We start from the raw sequence: 16008 nt of genomic DNA, 5'->3' as shown, positions 1-16008 counted from the left end.
AAGTGTACTTAAGCGCCTATTTTGGCTAAGCGTTAGCGAGGGATTAATCCTGCGCTAACTCCTTTTCTAATTGCTGGGCAATCGCTTCTGGCGAGCCGCTATTACGGGCAAAAAGACCGTAGGCAGTTGGGATCACATAAATGGTAAACAGCGTCGCCAGCATAATGCCCGCAAGCACCACTACGCCAATCACAAAGCGGGTTTCAGCACCTGCGCCCGTTGCCAAAACCAGAGGAACGGCGCCCGCAGCAGTGGTAATCCCCGTCATCAGGATAGGCCGTAAACGCTGGCATGAGGCTTGGATAATGGCGCGGTCAAAATCGACGCCCTTATCCCGCAACTGGTTGGCAAATTCGACGATCAGAATACCGTTTTTCGCTGCCAAACCGACCAGCATAATAATCCCAATCTGACTGTAGATATTAAGGCTCTGCCCCGTAAACCACAGCCCTATCAAGGCGCCAACCGTGGCAAGCGGTACCGTCAGCATAATCACCATAGGGTGAATATAGCTTTCAAACTGCGCCGCTAATACCAGGAACACAATCCCAAGCGCCAGCAAGAACACAAAGTACATTGAGCTGCCAGACTCTTGATAATCCAGCGATTGTCCCTTGTAGCTGATGACAGCCTCCGCAGGCAAGTAAGCTCGCGCCACTTGATTGAGGTAATCCAGCGCTTCGCCTAGGCTATAACCATCCGCCAAGCTGGCCTCAATGGTAATCGCCCGCATACGGTTGTAGCGGTTAAGGGAGCTAGCATCGGCAAACTCTTCGACCGTGACTAAGTTGGATAATGGGATCAGCTCCTTCGTCCGTTCGGAGCGAACATAGATATTCTGTAGATCGGCCGCGGTATTTTGGTTACTGCGCTCCCCTTCCACAATCACATCATACTCTTCGCCATCACGCATAAAGGTGGTGACAAGGCGCGAACCTAACATAGATTCTAAGGTACGACCGATATTAGAAATTGACACCCCTAGGCTTGCCGCCCTGTCTCTGTCGATCACCACTCTAAGCTGCGGTTTGGTCTCTTTATAATCGTGGTCAAGGCCAAGCAGTTTAGGATTTTCCGCCACCTTTTCCATCATAATATCCCGCCAAGCAGCGAGTTCCTCATAGCTTGGACCACCAATAACAAATTGCACTGGTTTGCCCACGCCACGGCCAAAGGCTTGGCGCATCACAGGGAAAGCCTGCACACCGGCTAAATCAGCGAGGCGCTTGTTAATATCGCCAATCACTTCTTTCATCGGACGACGTTGACCCCAATCCTCGAGCACAATAATCGCCATACCGTTAGAGAAGTCTGCCGCGCGGCCAAAGCCACGGGGCGCACGAATGAGCAAACGCTTGATATCCCCCGAATCCACCAATGGCATTAGGCGGCTTTCCACCTCAGTCATATAGGATTCGATATACTCGTAACTCGCCCCCTGAGGCCCGTTAATCATTAAAAATAATGAGCCTCGATCCTCCTGCGGTGCAAATTCCTGCGGTACTTTTTGGGCAAGAAACACACTACTACCGAGCGCAATCAACACGATAACTGACATCAGCACTGGTTTTGCCATCGCGCTCTCTAGCGAGCTTTGATAGCGACGGGAAATGCCCGTCATAATGCTATCAACCTTACGCACTAGCCATGAGTCCTGCGACGCAGGTTTAAGCAGCTTAGAGCACATCATCGGGCTTAGGGTTAACGCCACGATACTGGAGAAAATCACCGCCGCACTCATGGCCACCGCAAACTCCTTAAAGAGCTTGCCTAAGTCTCCTTCGAGGAACGTGATCGGCATAAATACCGCCACTAGCACTAAGGTGGTGGCAATGACCGCAAAGGCGACTTCACGGGCCCCCAAAAACGCGGCTTTTAAGGGGGAATCCCCTTCTTCGATACGGCGGTGAATGTTTTCCAACATCACAATCGCATCGTCCACCACCATACCGATGGCGAGGATCATCGCTAGCAGCGTCAACAGGTTGATTGTATATCCCAAGGCATAGAGCACGATAAACGTGCCGAGCAAAGAAACAGGCACCGTAATCGCAGGGATTAACATGGCACGCACGCTGCCAAGGAATAGATAAATCACAATAATCACTAAGATCATTGCGGTAAACAGCGTTTGATACACCTCTTTGATCGAGGCTTCGATAAACACTGAGCTATCGTAGCTACGCTTAATCGACATTCCTGCGGGCAAGGTAGGATTGATTTTATCGACTAAGGCATTAACGGCACGGGCCACTTCTAAGGTGTTGGCGGTCGACTGTTTCGACACCCCAAGGCCAATCATGGCCTCCTTGTTGCCGCGGAACATAATACGCTCTTCTTCGGAGCCAATGTCCACCTTAGCTACGTCACCAAGCTTGACTAAATAACCATCTTCTCCTTGAGCAATCACCAGATTGGCAAAGTCCTCAGCGCTGCGATAACTTCGCTCTAAACGCACGGTAAAGTGGCGCTCCTTGGACTCAAGCGAACCTGCGGGTAACTCGACGTTTTCAGCCCTAAGTGCAGCTTCGACATCGGCCACCGTGAGGCTTCTGGATGCAAGGGCTTGTCTGTCAAGCCAGATGCGCATGGCATAAACCTTGCCACCACCAATACGGATCATCGACACCCCGTCAACCACCGACAGACGGTCGGATAAATAGCGACGGGTATAATCGGTTAGCTCTAATGTGGTCATTTGATCCGACACTAAGTTGAGCCACATAATCACTTCATCGCCACCGTTAGCTTTTTGTACCTCTGGGGGATCGGCTTCTTCGGGCAAGTTATCTAATAGACCCGAAATTCTATCGCGTACATCATTGGCCGCATCCTCAATATTACGACTAATATCAAACTCTAAGGTCACCTGTGAGCGACCATCGCTGCTCGATGAACTCACATGGCGAATGCCTTCGACGCCGCTGATCCTGTCTTCTATCAGCTGAGTAATGCGACTCTCAACTACCGCAGCACTGGCACCGCGATAGTTAGTTTCAATCGAGACAATCGGCGGGTCGATATTGGGATATTCCCGCAGCGGTAATTTATCAAATGCGACTAAACCAAAGGCCACCAGCAATAGGCTAATGACCGAGGCAAATACCGGCCGTTTAACGGAAAGATCGGTCAGGATCATACGCTTGGCTCCGTATTAGCATCGGAAAGATAGCTAAATTTTTCAGCCAGTTGGGTCTTTACCACATCACCAGGATGCACCTTAAGCAGGCCGCGGATCACCACATTTTCACCAATCGCTAAGCCATTGGTAATTTCTACCCAGCCACGGGTACGAACTCCAATGGTGACTTGCTTACGCTCGATGACATTGTCTTTATTCACACTGTAAACAAAGTGTTCTTTCTGAATTGGGATAATCGCCGACTCAGGCAACATTAGCGCCTCGCGGCTGCGTTTGATGAGTTTGACCTTCATCAGCATCCCAGGCAGTAAGCGTAAATCTGGATTTGGGATTTCGGCGCGTACAATCACGGCACGGGTGGTTGGGTTAACACGGCTATCGATGGAAATCACTTTGCCTTTAAAGATTTCATCAGGGAAAGCCACGGCTTTTGCTTCAACAAGCTTGCCGGGCTGCAAGTCTTGAATAAAACGCTCTGGCACTGAGAAATCTAATTTAATCTTAGAGATATCATCGAGCGTGGTGATCTCAGTACCCGGTGTCACTAAACTACCCACGCTCACTTGGCGCAGGCCTAAACGGCCATTAAAGGGGGCGATAATACTGCGATCATTGAGGGAAGATTGTGCCTGCTCTAACTCGGCGCGGGCCGTATCGATTAAGGTTTGCAGGCGGTCACGCTCTAATTCTGCCACTGTTCGACTGGTGACAAGCGAACTAATCCGCGCCAATTCACGCTGATTGTCACTCACTTTCACCTGCGCCACTTTCACTTTGGCTATCTGCTCGGCATTTTGCAGTTGCACCAATAAATCGCCCTTTTTGACAATATCGCCATCATCAAACTTTAATGAGGTCACCACATCAGTGACTTTGGGCGTAATGGTGACGGACTCAAATGCCTTATTTGTGCCAATAGCTTCCACTTCGTCTCGAACTTGTGCCATAGAAGCGGTGGCGATAACCACATTAGGGGTGAGCTTAACTTTTGCTTGCTGCTGCTCTTGAGGTTGCATAGCTTGATATCCAAACCATGCCGCTGCCAAAATAGCGATGATAATTATGATTTTTTTCATCTGGCTTCCAAATGATGACTCGCATTAGTGACGGCTAGTTTACCCACTCGCATCATTGCATCAATACGTTTTACTTTTTCTTACAAATTACGCTGAGCGCGCAAAATTTGTAATAACGCTGCGGACAAGTCGAAAAACACCACAGAGGTGAAGAATGCAATACGATAAATGGCAATTTAAGCGGATTGTTTCAAAATAACTCACAAATTAAGCGGTTTAATCTAAAACCATAATATAACTATTGATATTACCTAGAAATATTCTGATACATCATGCTGTATCGTCCTAGAGCAATAGGCTGAATTGCAGACACAAAAAAGGGCGATAAATCGCCCTTTTTGACTGAGATGGAATTAACGCAGTTTGCGCTCTTCTTTCATCAGATTCGACAATGATTCATACACCTTGGCGACAACGTCATTCGATAACGGCTGATCTTCAGCGTCACGAAGCAAAATCTTAGTCTCATCAGGGGTATCACCGTCTTGTAAGAGTAAACGGTAGCTACCTTCTTTTAAGGACAATTGATTGTCGTTCCACAATGAACTCCAGAAACCTGAGTTATCGGTAAACTTAATAAAGTACAGGCCTTTAGCACTGTCCATATCTGAAATTTCAAAGCCCATTTCTGGCAATACTATACGCAGACGATCCCACACTTGCTTATAGGAAGCCTTAGCAGACCAATATGCAGCACCCTCTTCTGGCGTGACCAAATCAACATTGATCCCTAAGGTCTGCTTTAAGCGGTTTGCTTGAATGGTTTGCTCACGCTTAACGCTCATATAAGCAATGGCACTGTTAAGCATATCGATGGTGTAACGCTGCTTATCCTCACCACTGAGCATTACATCCTGCTCTTTACCATCGTAAAACTCTTCGTGTTCTACTAAGTGAATAACGATATTAGCGGTACGGCCGTGTGGACGGGTTTCGATATCGAAGCGATAACGCTGACGCAGCAGATATTCTTTATCTGAGCCCCATAAACTTGACTCCAACACCTCTCGGCTTTCAATCCAATCGGTTTCAATGTTGCCTTTATCATAGTCGCGACTACGAACAGGGATCGCTTGCTTCGCTAAGAATCCATCTAAGTTAGCGAAAATCTCTTGCTTAAGATCGACACTGTTATCAATCGATTCAACCACAATCTTAATGTTATCGCTGCCCTCTTCGACATGCGTACCTTCTGCCATTGGCAAAACTTGCAGTGGTGGGCGGATATCAAGGTTTTTACCAACAAGCGCAGGGTTTGCTTTAGCGCCGATTGCCGGAACCTCGTATTCTTTATTGTAAGGCGGCGTTTTCAATCCCTCAGGGATTTTTAGCATTGGCGCTTGCTCAGCCTGAACATAGTCTTCAGCACCGTTGGCTTGGCGACGCTCTAATGGCGAACTACAAGCTGCAACAGCAGCAACTAAGAACAGTGGAGTGACTTTCTTTAACATTAATTATTTAACCTCTATCTGGGCACGAGTCATTGCATCTAACAACAGACCATGACATTGCTCAGAAAGTTCAGTCAAAGGTAAACGAATATGACCACACTGAATCAACCCCATACGATGGGCTGCCCATTTCACTGGGATAGGATTTGCTTCGCAAAACAGTGTGCTATATAAACCACGTAGTGGCTCGTCGATACTTGCGGCTAATTCGGCGTTGCCCGCCAATGCGGCGTCGCACATAGCTTTAAAGGCTTTTGGCACTATGTTGTTAGCAACCGAAATCACCCCGTTACCGCCAAGGAGTAAAAACTCTCTCGCTGTCGCATCATCACCGCTGTACAGCATAAAGTCATTGCCGCAAAGTTCACGTAGTCGTTTAACCCGTGATACATCACCCGTAGCTTCTTTTACACCAATAATATTGCTCACGCTCACTAACTCGGCCACGGTTTCAGGCTTCATATCAACCGCGGTGCGCCCAGGAACGTTATAGAGAATTTGGGGAATATCAGTGCTGGCCGCCACGGCTTTATAGTGGGCCACTAAGCCCTTTGGCGTCGGTTTATTGTAGTAAGGTGTTACGCCTAACATGGCGTCAACCCCGACTTTAGATAAGGACTTGGTGAGTTCGATAGCTTCTGCTGTCGCATTCGCACCATTGCCACCAATCACAGGGATACGACCTGCGACAAACTTAACGGTTTGAGCGACCACGGCAACATGCTCATTCATTGGCAGAGTCGCTGACTCACCGGTAGTACCCACGGCAACGATGGCGTCTGTGCCTTGGTCAATATGGAATTCGACTAACCTTTCAAGACTTGCAAAATCTACTGAGCCATCACTGTTCATTGGCGTGATTAAGGCTACGATGCTTCCGTTTATCATCTGACTTCCCCAAAATTTCAGGATTCGCTATGGTACTGATGCCAACCATTAATGACAAGCACTAACGGGGGTCTCAAATTGATTTAGTTATGGTAGCATTACATCCCGCACAAAAACTCGGCGCTCGGTCTCGAGTTTTCGCTCTATGATATCGAAAAAGTGAGGACAATTCATGACCAATTTCCTGGTCGTAACTGCAATGGGCGTAGACCGTCCTGGACTCGTAAGTAAACTAGCTCGGCTTGCCAGTGACTGTGACTGCGATATCGTCGACAGCCGTATGGCATTATTTGGTAACGAATTTACCTTAATCATGATGTTGTCAGGTTCGTGGGCATCCATAACGAAAATTGAAAGCTTGCTCCCGAGTCTCAGTGTTGAATTAGAACTGATGACGGTGATGAAGCGTACCTCTAAGCACACGCCGCAAAATTATCTTTCGCGCCTTGAAGTGCGCTTTACTGGTAAAGATCAGCGCGGCACGATGAAATCCATCACCCAGTTTCTTGCCGACCGCTCCTTAGACTTGGCGGCAGTCCGCTCCTTCTCTGAAGAGCTTGAAAATGGCGAGCAAACGCAAACTATTTCATTAACCATCAATATTCCTGAAAAAGTTGAACTAGAAAAGCTCGAAAAGAGTATCTATCAACTCTCCGAGGAGATGGCACTGGATTGCAACATTAGACGCATGGAAGGCACGACCTCAAGAAACGACAGAGGATAATAGATGAATACCTTAACCGCTGGTGCCAAAGCGCCACTTTTTACCTTACAAAATCAACAGGGTAACGCTGTTTCACTACAAGAATGCTTAACGCGTGGCCCCGTTTTAGTCTACTTTTACCCTAAGGCTTCAACCCCTGGCTGCACAGTACAAGCCTGCGGTTTACGTGATAGCAAAGCTGAACTCGACAGCCACAAAGTAACCGTCCTCGGCATTAGCCCAGATCCTGTGGCTAAGTTAGCCAAGTTTGCTGAAAAACAATCACTTAACTTTACCCTACTCAGCGATGAAGACCACAGCGTTGCTGATGCCTTTGGCGTGTGGGGCGAAAAGAAATTTATGGGTAAAGTCTATGATGGAATCCATAGGTTAAGTTTCCTCATCAACACCGATGGCACTGTTGCCCATGTGTTCGATAAGTTTAAAACCAGCGACCATCATCAAGTGGTGCTGGCAGAGATTGCAGCGCAGCAATAGCCGCTAAATGGTATAGCAAGGCATTTTCTGACTAATTGCCAACGGCTCAGTTTAGAAATTTCAGTTTGAATTGCCCAAAAAAACCGCAAGCAAACATAAAATGGCCCGAAATCAGGGCCATTTTTGATGAAAAATTTTCAGCTTGTGGCGAATAAATCCTCTAATCACACCGCAACTTTAGCAGTCGCTTATTCAAGTGAATCACCAACTCAATTCTCGGAAACGATTATAGGAATACAGGCAGTAACTCTTCAGTTTGAAGCTGTTGATAGTGATTAAAATCAATCTGACACCCTTGCTCAGTCACGATTGAACCATGCGCTAAACATACATGCTCAGGAAATCCAGCAGTCATAAGCGGCTGGTTAAAACGGATGATATCCCAACTTGAAGGCATAAATAGCTTAATCATTTGTGCAACAAGGGGATAGGGATAAACAGCTAAATCCAGATTAGTCTCAAAGCTGACGTAGGAGTTATCTCCCAGCCCTATCGATGGCGTGATATGCAAGGTAACATAGTCAGCCCCACGTATCCCATTTAACGAAAATCCCGCGGGCTGAAAACAGTGCATATCAAATTGAAAATCAGGGAAAATTCGCTGCAATCCTAAGCGTTGATAAATCCCCTGCTCGGTTTGTGTGGGCAACTTGAGGTAATCAGCCAACTCGCCACGGATGTGGTACATCATCAGTTCAAGGCAGGTATCATACGTTGACGACATAGGTTGGCCGTCAGTGCAAAACAAATTGTCAGTACAAAACAAATAGTGATGATGTGAATCTAAGTGACCAATTCGAAAGGCTTTTCCGGGGATCAAGGTCCGCAATTTCGCAATATCGTCAGCAAAGTGTGTGCTTTGTAGCTGGGCTTGGTATTCATTCTTACGCTGATAACAGAGCGCGGCAATGTGCTCAACCCCTAAGGCGTTAATAAAGTAGCAGGCCGCCTCAATCAGGGTGCTATTACCGCAGGTGAGCAGCAGAATCTTATCATCCCAGACGAACAGGCTCGATTCACTCAGTAGATAGGCATCGCAGGCAGGATTACGGATTGTTGACAGGATTTCCGCATTGGCACAGGCGACCAAGGTTGACCAAAAGCCGTACTCTCGTTGGCGCAGTGATGCCATATTGGAAGTGAGTCTGATCTCAAGCTTTTTTTCCGCACCTTCAAAAAACATCAAGCCGTTCGCCTCATCTTATCCCTGTGTTTGGGCATCTAATCTATTGGTATATCAGTCATTCATGGCTCACTGGCAACGTTGACTTAAATGTATGCACGCATTTTAAGACTGATAACCCATCAATTTTGCGCGGCTATTTTTACACGACTAGCGCCGCAATAAAACCACCGCGCTTGCTTTAACAAGGTGACAGCCTTGTAACGCACTCACCTTTACAACTCGCTAGCAAAAAGCAACACACTTACCTTGGCAACGCACTAGCAAAAATAATAGGCTATAAAAACAAAAGTCAGCCTAAGTGTCCCTAGGCTGACTTTTTTAACACACTCAATATTAAGAAAAATCTTCTAAATAAGTGTAACCTTTTAGGCCCACTTGTAATTCTTCTAAAATTTGTGCGCGTTCATCCTCAACAATATGCTGGTTGACTAACTCTTCGTAAGTCCGCATAAAGTCAACGGCATCTAAGTTAACATAGCGTAATACGTCAGCGACTGTATCACCGGCAAGTACCGATTCAATATTGGTCATACCGTTTTCTTCAATGCTGACAACGGCCGAGTTAGTGTCGCCAAACAAGTTGTGCATATCCCCTAAAATCTCTTGATATGCCCCCACCATAAAGAAGCCGATCAAATACGGGCTTTCAGCACTCCACGCTGGTACTGGTAGCGTAGTTTCAATCCCTTGACCGTCTACATATTGATCCACAATACCGTCGGAGTCACAGGTAATGTCCAGCATCACAGCGCGGCGCTCCGGCGCTTTGTCTAAACCAGACAATGGCAGCACAGGGAACACCTGATCGATACCCCAAGCATCCGGTAAGGATTGGAATAATGAGAAGTTAACGAAGAACTTATCGGCTAACTTTTCGTTTAACTCATCAATAATCGGTCTGTGGTAACGGTTTTTGGTGCTTAACAAACCTTGAACTTCGTGACATACACGTAGGTTAGCCTGCTCAGCCCACGCACGTTCTGCCAAGCTTAATTGACCCAAGGCAAACAGCGATTGCGCTTCTTGCAGGTCACTTTGGCTATCATGATAAATCTCAATCAAGGCACGTTGATCGGCACGACCACTCAGCTCAGTCCAAGATTGCCACATGTTGTGCAGCAGTTGCGGCGATTCTTCCGCTGGCGGCTGGATATCTTCAACCTGATAAGCTTCTGTGCCAATCACATCGGTGATCAGTACCGCATGATGCGCCGTTAAGTGACGGCCAGATTCTGAAATAATACGTGGCATTGGTTGCTCGTACTCATTACAGATATCGGTAAGCACATTGACGATGTTGTTCGCGTATTCACTTAAGCCATAGTTCATTGAGTTGTTACTTTGGCTACGAGTGCCGTCGTAATCCACCGCTAAACCACCGCCGACGTCGAAGCAGTTAATGCTGGCGCCTAACTCACGTAATTCACAGTAGAAACGCGCCGCTTCGCTCACACCTTGACGAATATCGCGGATATTGGCGATTTGCGAACCTAAGTGAAAGTGCAGTAATTGCAGCGAATCCAACATATCGCTTTGTTTTAACTGGTCAACTACAGTCAAAATCTGCGCCGCAGATAAACCAAACTTAGACTTTTCGCCACCGCTGGCTTGCCACTTGCCTTTTCCTTGGAATGCAAGGCGAGCACGTAACCCTAAGCGAGGTTTCACCCCTAAACGCTCAGACTCGGCTAGTACCATCTTAAGCTCAGACAGTTTTTCTAAAACGATATAGACCTTATGGCCTAACTTTTCACCAATTAAGGCTAACCGAATGTATTCGTTATCTTTGTAACCGTTACATACGATCACTGAACTGGCTTTTTGCGCCATGGCAAGTACGGCCATTAATTCAGGCTTACTGCCGGCTTCTAGGCCTAATTGTGGAACTTCTTTTGATGCTTGGCTCGCAAGGATCTCTTCTACCACAGTTTTTTGTTGGTTTACTTTAATGGGGTAAACCAGCAAATAGTCCGCCTGATACTCATATTTTTGTATCGCTTGGTCGAATGCTTGGCACAAACTGTTCACTCTGTGGTGCAGAATTTGCGGGAAACGAACTAATACAGGTAAAGCGACCCCTGCTTTAACCATGTCTTTTGCTAGCTCATTTAAGCCAATCTTGTGATCAGGATTCTTAGGATCCGGCGACACTGTCACCTCACCTTGGTCGCTGATCCCATAAAACCCTTGGCTCCAGTGGGTAACGTTGTACCCAGCACGAGCAGCATCAATAGACCAATCATTCATTTTTATTTAGCCCGTCTATAAAAAAATGGGTTAAACGGTCAGTGCAACATTGCAAGACCGCCCGTTCGACAAACCCAGGTAAACCATATAGTTACCTGACATACAGTTAGGATGAATTCACCCTAATTTGTGCAGCAAAATCAACCCAGCTTAGGCGACATTGATGCGATTTCCCTTAACGCAACCGGGATTAACCCGGTACTCTTTTACCTTGGCGATAACAAGATGGTGTTTATATCCCCCTTTATCGCCATAGGTCTTTCACCCAATGGCATTAACCATAACGCGCTTTGAGGTTAAAAAACACTCAAAACCTTAAGCTAAAGCGTTGCGTCTCCGCTCAATATGACTCTCTCTAAAAACGAGGTGCCGATTAAGTGGATAAACAATAGATAACACTAAGGATAAACATTAGGTATTAAGCGGCAAGGCATCACCAAGCACACCTAACACTAGGTGAGATTATTGTAACAGGGGACTGTTGGCTTCTTCGCGGCCAGAGTTGATACGGATTAACGTGAGATGTTTAAGGCTAGTATCGTCATAGGGAACAACGATTGAGCGCTGGCATTGAGATGCTTTTAGGCAAAGAGCAAAAAATGGATGCTTGTGCATTAGCTAAACAATTCCTCTTAACCCCATGTAACCATTATAAATTGTACGTTACACGGTGAATGACCTGTGAACCATAAAATCATTACAACTCACGTAATATTTGTCATGTCTGTAACGAGCGAAGTCGTTAAACGGCGCAATTAAACCGCGCAATGTCACAGAATGCAAGCAAGAATCTCATTTAATATTTTTCATTAAAATATAATAAACACCACATTAACAGAATGGTTGGTAACAAGTAGATTTATCTATTTTAAATTAATAGGTTAACCATCAACCTTACTCTACGTGCGTTCAATATTTTTTAATAGCCAATCAAGATAAATTGATAACATTTGCTCACATCAGCAATATTGTTTTATCTCAGCGCGACTGTTCATTTTCGACTATCGACGCAAAAGCCGATCTGGAAGCTGCTGTTTACGGATAAAGCGGTTATAATCACCGCCGAATGACATCCTTAGATAGAGAGCTCCATGGTACAGATAGGAAAAACCTGCAAACTTGAGGTAGTAAAACAAGTCAGTTTTGGTGTGTATTTAAATGCCCACGAATTTGGCCAAGTGTTACTCCCCAACAAAGCCACCCCAAAAGACTGCCAAGTCGGTGACTGGCTAGAGGTATTTTTATATCTGGACTCCGAAGATATTGTCATTGCCACGACCCGCAAACCTTTGGCACAAGTAGGAGAATTTGCCTACTTAAAAGCCGTGGCCACTGGGCCTTTTGGCGCATTTTTAGATTGGGGATTAGATAAAGATCTGTTACTACCTTTTGGTGAACAGCATAAACCGATTGAAGAAGGTCGCTCGTACCTTGTTTATGTGCACGTTAATCGTGCTGATGAGCGTATTGTTGCGTCATCAAAAATCGATAAATTCCTCGATAAAACTCCCGCCCAGTATGAAGTAGGTCAACAAGTTGACTTATTTATCGGTGGCACCACAGATTTAGGCTACAAAGCCATTATTAACCATGCCCATTGGGGCGTGATTTATCAAAACGAAGTGTTCCAAAAACTGCGTTTTGGTCAAAGGCTAAAAGGCTTTATCAAACAAGTGCGCCGTGATGGCAAAATTGATTTGGTATTGCAGCAAGGCAGTAAGCAAGAGCTTGATAAAAATGCGCACATTATCTTAGTAAAACTCAAGCAAGCGGGCGGATTCTTACCCCTAACGGATAAAACCGATGCCGAAGTGATTTACGAACAACTCGGTATGAGTAAAAAAGCCTTTAAAAAGAGTATCGGTGGCCTGTTTAAAGCCAGTAAGTTAAGCATCGACGATGATGGTTTACGCCTAACTGAAGCTGACTGATTGGGCTGAATAGTCAACCTCACACGGGACTGAACACTCTCTTGTAGTAAGGTTCGTGGTTTATTTGTCCAAATAGTCTGCCTAAACACTCAGTTTACCGACAAGCGCTAGGATCTTAAGCATGGCTCTGTTATAACAAAGTCATGCTTTTTTCTTTGGAGCTTATATGGAACTCACGTTACACGAAGCCAGAGTTATCGGTTGTCTACTTGAAAAAGAAGTCACCACCCCAGAGCAATACCCTCTTTCACTCAATGCCCTGACCCTCGCCTGTAATCAAAAAACCAGCCGCGAACCTGTATTAGAACTCACTGAAGCACAGGTACAAGTCGCCCTTGATTCATTGAACAAAAAGCGCTTAATCAGCGAGCAATCCGGCTTTGGTAGCCGAGTCGTCAAATATAAGCACAGATTCTGTAACACCGAATTTAGCGAGTTACAACTTTCCAGCGCGGCGGTAGCCATTGTTTGTTTACTGCTGCTTCGCGGCCCACAAACGCCCGGAGAGTTACGCACCCGTAGCAACAGACTGCATGATTTTAAAGACGTGCTCGAAGTGGAAGCCTGCATTAAGCAACTGATGGAGCGGGATAAACCCGTGCTAGCACAGCTGCCGCGGGAGCCGGGTAAACGTGAATGCCGTTATACTGAGCTGTTCTCCCAAGGTGCTGAGCAAATTAGCGCAGCGTCATTCATCAATGCCACAAATGCAGATGCCCACCCGCTAAACGAGCAGGATAGACAACAACTGGAAGCGAGAGTCACACAGCTTGAAGAGCAAGTGGCAGAACTTAAAGATAAGTTAGAATCGCTTATCGCTTCTTTATCCTAACCGCGCCGCGGACGACTTTCGCAAGTAGTCACTCTTAACGATGACCAAGGTGAGAGTTTGTCCGCCGACTCACTGACGAGACAGCGAATGACACCAAATGCTCCCAGTACATTCAATAACATGCTTTTGATCGCTGGCTTTGAATGTCGCAAATTTCTATTTAACCTTCGCGGGATTATCGCCCTGATCGCCTTTGCATTAGTGTGGGGCATGCTATTGCTCTACCCCATCCAAGGCGCTTCGACCCTATTAATGCAGCCCAATATTAAAGATCTGATCGACGGTCTCTTAGGCAGCCAAGCTCTCAACATACTGTTTGACTGGCCCGTAGCGGAAATGGCTATCTTCTGGTGCTTTGCGCTGTATCTGTTTCCCATGTTCAGTATTTTGATTGCCGCCGATCAGTTCTCCTCAGACAAAACCCGCGGCACATTGCGCTTCTATACCCTAAGAACCAGCAAAGACAGCCTACTCTTCGGCCGCTTTTTGGGGCAAATCTTGATCCAAGGTCTACTGATCTTATTGACCATCCTTGCCACCATAGCGCTGGCACTTACTCGCGATATCGGCTTGTTATTACCCGCATTAACGTCGGGATCCTTGGTCGGCATCAACTTGGTTATCGTGATTTTACCCTTTACCGCGGTCATGACTTTATTGTCCCTCTATGCCAACACGGCAAGGCAAGCCATGGTTCTGGCCACTATTTTGTGGACCGTCGTCTCTATAGCACTGCTGATATTGGGTAATGAATCGCGCTTATTTGAGGGCTTCCAATGGCTACTGCCGGGCGCTCAACTGTCGAACATGGTCAACACCAATGGACTCAATAGCTTTGCCTACGCACCAATTCCCCTACTACAAACCGCATTCGCCCTTTTCCTTGGCCGCGTTTATATCCAAAGGAGTCAACTATGATCCTCATTCAATGCCAAGGACTGTCCAAATACTATGGCAGTAAAAAAGCGCTCAATAACGTTAACTTAACCCTCGAAGCGGGAGCGCCTATCGCTTTGGTTGGCCCTAACGGTGCAGGTAAAACTACACTGTTTAGCCTGCTCTGTGGTTACCTCACCCCAAGCGCGGGCACGGTTCGTATTCTAGGAGAAGCACCAAATAGTCCAGCATTATTAGGGCAAATTGCCGCCCTGCCACAGGATGCGACGCTCGATCCCAATTTAACTATTATCAGCCAGTTAAGCTTCTTTGCGCGTCTTCAAGGAATGGATAGCAAGCAGGCAAATCAAGAAGCACAGCGAGTGCTGAATTTAGTTGACTTAGCCGAGGTGGCGCAGCAAAAGCCACCGAGTCTAAGCCATGGAATGAGTAAACGTGTGGCGATTGCACAAGCCTTAATCGGTGCTCCCAAGTTGGTATTACTCGACGAGCCAACCGCAGGGCTCGATCCGGCTAATGCGAAAAAAATCCGTGAACTTGTCAGAAGCCTCTCGCCCACCACAACCTTTGTGATCAGCTCACATAACTTGGACGAACTCGAAAAGCTCTGTGACCAAGTGCTGTATCTAGATAAAGGTGAATTGGGCCAATCGATTTCGATGCGCTCATCCAATAGCGGCAGTGATTATCTCACCCTCACCATGGAAAGCTGCGACAGTGAAGCGCTGATCCAAGCCGTAGGTCAAATAGCTGGTGTGGTGAATATCACCTCAAAACAAGCCCATGTATTTGTTATCCAATTGGATGACACGGCAAATCGTCATTATGAGTTTGAAACCGCCCTGCTCGCCCTATTTAAGCAGCAGCATTGGCAATATAAGATGCTGCTGAAAGGACGCACATTGGAAGAAACGTTATTTTCTTAACTCCGCGATAAGTCCAACCATTATTCCTACGCTTAGCTCCACCTCTAACAGCGCCCGCAAGGGCGCTCAGTAGACACTTTGTTGTTTATACACAGCGAAACCAATATCATTTCTTACACCCTATCAAAGGTGGAATAGTCGTAAATATCAGTTTTAAAACGCTTTATCCTTTAACTTCCACCTTAGCGCTAAACGCCACCCACTAGGCCAACTTAGCCCCTAACGCTGCTT

The 16008-nt window shown here is 46.5% G+C and carries 14 protein-coding genes; 7 read left to right on the top strand and 7 right to left on the bottom strand.

From position 1 onward, the window contains the following. Window positions 1-43: 43 nt before the first annotated feature. From HG547_RS01600 to dapA, 4 genes are all read right to left on the bottom strand, one after another. Window positions 44-3139, bottom strand: coding sequence for an efflux RND transporter permease subunit (locus tag HG547_RS01600; RefSeq protein ID WP_047536097.1), 3096 nt, complete (start codon window positions 3137-3139; stop codon window positions 44-46). Further along, entirely contained in the window at window positions 3136-4218 is a 1083-nt protein-coding gene (locus HG547_RS01595) for an efflux RND transporter periplasmic adaptor subunit (protein ID WP_169546711.1), read from the bottom strand. Before HG547_RS01595 ends, HG547_RS01600 begins: the two co-directional genes overlap by 4 nt. Window positions 4219-4571: 353 nt before the next feature. Further along, entirely contained in the window at window positions 4572-5669 is a 1098-nt protein-coding gene (bamC, locus tag HG547_RS01590; RefSeq protein WP_037417567.1) for an outer membrane protein assembly factor BamC, read from the bottom strand. 3 nt (window positions 5670-5672) lie between these two features. After that, on the bottom strand, window positions 5673-6557 hold the full coding sequence (dapA, locus tag HG547_RS01585) for a 4-hydroxy-tetrahydrodipicolinate synthase (RefSeq protein WP_037417569.1): 885 nt from the start codon (window positions 6555-6557) through the stop codon (window positions 5673-5675). A gap of 172 nt (window positions 6558-6729) precedes the next feature. On the opposite strand from dapA, the gene HG547_RS01580 reads away from it, so the two are divergent. Together HG547_RS01580 and bcp are read left to right on the top strand one after the other, a co-directional pair. Next, a complete protein-coding gene (locus tag HG547_RS01580) occupies window positions 6730-7281 on the top strand; it encodes an ACT domain-containing protein (protein ID WP_169546709.1) in 552 nt (183 codons plus the stop codon). A 3-nt stretch (window positions 7282-7284) separates the two neighbouring features. Beyond that, window positions 7285-7758 carry a thioredoxin-dependent thiol peroxidase gene (bcp, locus tag HG547_RS01575; protein ID WP_037425696.1) on the top strand — a complete coding sequence of 158 codons (474 nt, stop codon included), beginning with the start codon at window positions 7285-7287 and terminating at the stop codon, window positions 7756-7758. A gap of 226 nt (window positions 7759-7984) precedes the next feature. Here the strand turns inward: bcp and HG547_RS01570 are convergent, their stop codons facing one another. Next, the gene (locus tag HG547_RS01570; RefSeq protein ID WP_169546813.1) at window positions 7985-8941 is read right to left on the bottom strand and encodes an adenosylmethionine decarboxylase; all 957 of its coding nucleotides are present in this window, start codon (window positions 8939-8941) and stop codon (window positions 7985-7987) included. Window positions 8942-9277: 336 nt separating this feature from the next. Continuing rightward, window positions 9278-11191, bottom strand: coding sequence for a biosynthetic arginine decarboxylase (gene speA / locus HG547_RS01565; RefSeq protein WP_037417405.1), 1914 nt, complete (start codon window positions 11189-11191; stop codon window positions 9278-9280). 129 nt (window positions 11192-11320) lie between these two features. Between speA and HG547_RS01560 the strand changes: the two genes are divergently transcribed. Beyond that, complete coding sequence (locus tag HG547_RS01560; protein WP_169546707.1) at window positions 11321-11485, top strand: hypothetical protein; 165 nt, start codon at window positions 11321-11323, stop codon at window positions 11483-11485. A 168-nt stretch (window positions 11486-11653) separates the two neighbouring features. On the opposite strand, the gene HG547_RS01555 is transcribed toward HG547_RS01560, so the two are convergent. Next, window positions 11654-11806 (bottom strand): hypothetical protein, encoded by a 153-nt coding sequence (locus tag HG547_RS01555; RefSeq protein WP_011071981.1) that lies wholly within the window; start codon window positions 11804-11806, stop codon window positions 11654-11656. Between the two features lie 476 nt (window positions 11807-12282). Here HG547_RS01555 and HG547_RS01550 point away from each other — a divergent pair, with 476 nt between their 5' ends. The 4 genes from HG547_RS01550 to HG547_RS01535 all read left to right on the top strand — a co-directional run bounded on the left by HG547_RS01550 (window position 12283) and on the right by HG547_RS01535 (window position 15777). After that, entirely contained in the window at window positions 12283-13122 is an 840-nt protein-coding gene (locus HG547_RS01550; RefSeq protein ID WP_037425700.1) for a S1-like domain-containing RNA-binding protein, read from the top strand. Window positions 13123-13288: 166 nt separating this feature from the next. Continuing rightward, window positions 13289-13954 carry a DUF480 domain-containing protein gene (locus tag HG547_RS01545; protein WP_169546705.1) on the top strand — a complete coding sequence of 222 codons (666 nt, stop codon included), beginning with the start codon at window positions 13289-13291 and terminating at the stop codon, window positions 13952-13954. An 87-nt stretch (window positions 13955-14041) separates the two neighbouring features. Continuing rightward, window positions 14042-14872: an ABC transporter permease subunit gene (locus HG547_RS01540; RefSeq protein ID WP_169546703.1), complete on the top strand. Its 831-nt coding sequence runs from the start codon at window positions 14042-14044 to the stop codon at window positions 14870-14872. Then, window positions 14869-15777 carry an ABC transporter ATP-binding protein gene (locus HG547_RS01535; protein ID WP_169546701.1) on the top strand — a complete coding sequence of 303 codons (909 nt, stop codon included), beginning with the start codon at window positions 14869-14871 and terminating at the stop codon, window positions 15775-15777. Before HG547_RS01540 ends, HG547_RS01535 begins: the two co-directional genes overlap by 4 nt. Window positions 15778-16008 lie beyond the last annotated feature (231 nt).

Origin of the sequence: Shewanella sp. DNRA4 (assembly GCF_012843185.1) — a bacterium.
Classification (GTDB): domain Bacteria; phylum Pseudomonadota; class Gammaproteobacteria; order Enterobacterales; family Shewanellaceae; genus Shewanella; species Shewanella xiamenensis.
The sequence above is the reverse complement of the archived record's forward strand: the minus strand, read 5'-3'. Positions and strand labels throughout refer to the sequence as shown.